The organism is Photobacterium lucens, from assembly GCF_009873615.1.
GTDB lineage: Bacteria > Pseudomonadota > Gammaproteobacteria > Enterobacterales > Vibrionaceae > Photobacterium > Photobacterium lucens.
In genome coordinates this window covers 1-1547 of sequence record NZ_SSMG01000001.1, presented here as the reverse complement: position 1 = coordinate 1547, position 1547 = coordinate 1, and the positions used below count along the sequence as shown (strand labels likewise).

1 rRNA gene (running past one end of the window) is annotated in these 1547 nt (G+C 47.7%); it reads right to left on the bottom strand.

The features are described from left to right. Positions 1–1162 (bottom strand): 23S ribosomal RNA (locus tag E5A76_RS00005); it reaches 1463 nt to the left of the window's first position. Positions 1163–1547: the final 385 nt, after the last annotated feature.

Genomic DNA, 1547 nt, shown 5'->3' with positions numbered 1-1547 from the left:
TAAACTTCATTGCCGCAGCTTCGGTGTATAGCTTAGCCCCGTTAAATCTTCCGCGCAGGCCGACTCGACCAGTGAGCTATTACGCTTTCTTTAAATGATGGCTGCTTCTAAGCCAACATCCTGGCTGTCTGAGCCTTCCCACATCGTTTCCCACTTAGCTATAACTTTGGGACCTTAGCTGGCGGTCTGGGTTGTTTCCCTCTTCACGACGGACGTTAGCACCCGCCGTGTGTCTCCCGGATAGTACTTACTGGTATTCGGAGTTTGCAAAGGGTTGGTAAGTCGGGATGACCCCCTAGCCTTAACAGTGCTCTACCCCCAGTAGTATTCGTCCGAGGCGCTACCTAAATAGCTTTCGGGGAGAACCAGCTATCTCCGAGTTTGATTGGCCTTTCACCCCTAGCCACAAGTCATCCGCTAATTTTTCAACATTAGTCGGTTCGGTCCTCCAGTAAGTGTTACCTCACCTTCAACCTGCCCATGGCTAGATCACTCGGTTTCGGGTCTAATCCTAGCAACTAATTCGCCCAGTTAAGACTCGGTTTCCCTACGGCTCCCCTAAACGGTTAACCTTGCTACTAAAATTAAGTCGCTGACCCATTATACAAAAGGTACGCAGTCACCCAACAAGTGGGCTCCTACTGCTTGTACGTACACGGTTTCAGGTTCTATTTCACTCCCCTCACAGGGGTTCTTTTCGCCTTTCCCTCACGGTACTGGTTCACTATCGGTCAGTCAGGAGTATTTAGCCTTGGAGGATGGTCCCCCCATATTCAGACAAGATAACACGTGTCCCGTCCTACTCGTTTTCACTGATAATGCGTTGTCGGTTACGGGGCTATCACCCTGTATCGCAGAACTTTCCAGAACTTTCACCTAACGCAAAACTAGCTTAAGGGCTAATCCGGTTTCGCTCGCCGCTACTGCCGGAATCTCGGTTGATTTCTCTTCCTCGGGGTACTTAGATGTTTCAGTTCCCCCGGTTCGCCTCGTGCTGCTATGTATTCACAACACGATACTTACTTATGTAAGTGGGTTTCCCCATTCGGAAATCCCAGAGTCACCGGTTTTTACTACCTCATCTGGGCTTATCGCAAGTTAATACGTCCTTCATCGCCTCTGACTGCCAAGGCATCCACCGTGTACGCTTAGTCACTTAACCATACAACCCCAAGAGGTTTCGTATGTTCAAACAACCAAGGTTTGTGTCCTTGATAAGAGGACATTGGTTTTTCGCCGGACTCGATACAAGACACTTGAATGTGTATTGTTTTGAGAACTCGTTTTCATCTTTCGATGAAAACTATAAATCAATCTATTCGATTGAATTTACTAGTCAGCTTTCCAGATTGTTAAAGAGCATTGTGTTTCTTTCGAACCACTTTCTAACGATTTTCAGCGACAAGAATGCGGACTTAATAAAGAGATTCTTCATTAAATCTGCGAAATCCGTGCAGAAAACTTTTAGAGAGTGGTGGGCGATACCGGGCTCGAACCAGTGACCCCCTCCTTGTAAGGGAGGTGCTCTCCCAACTGAGCTAATCGCC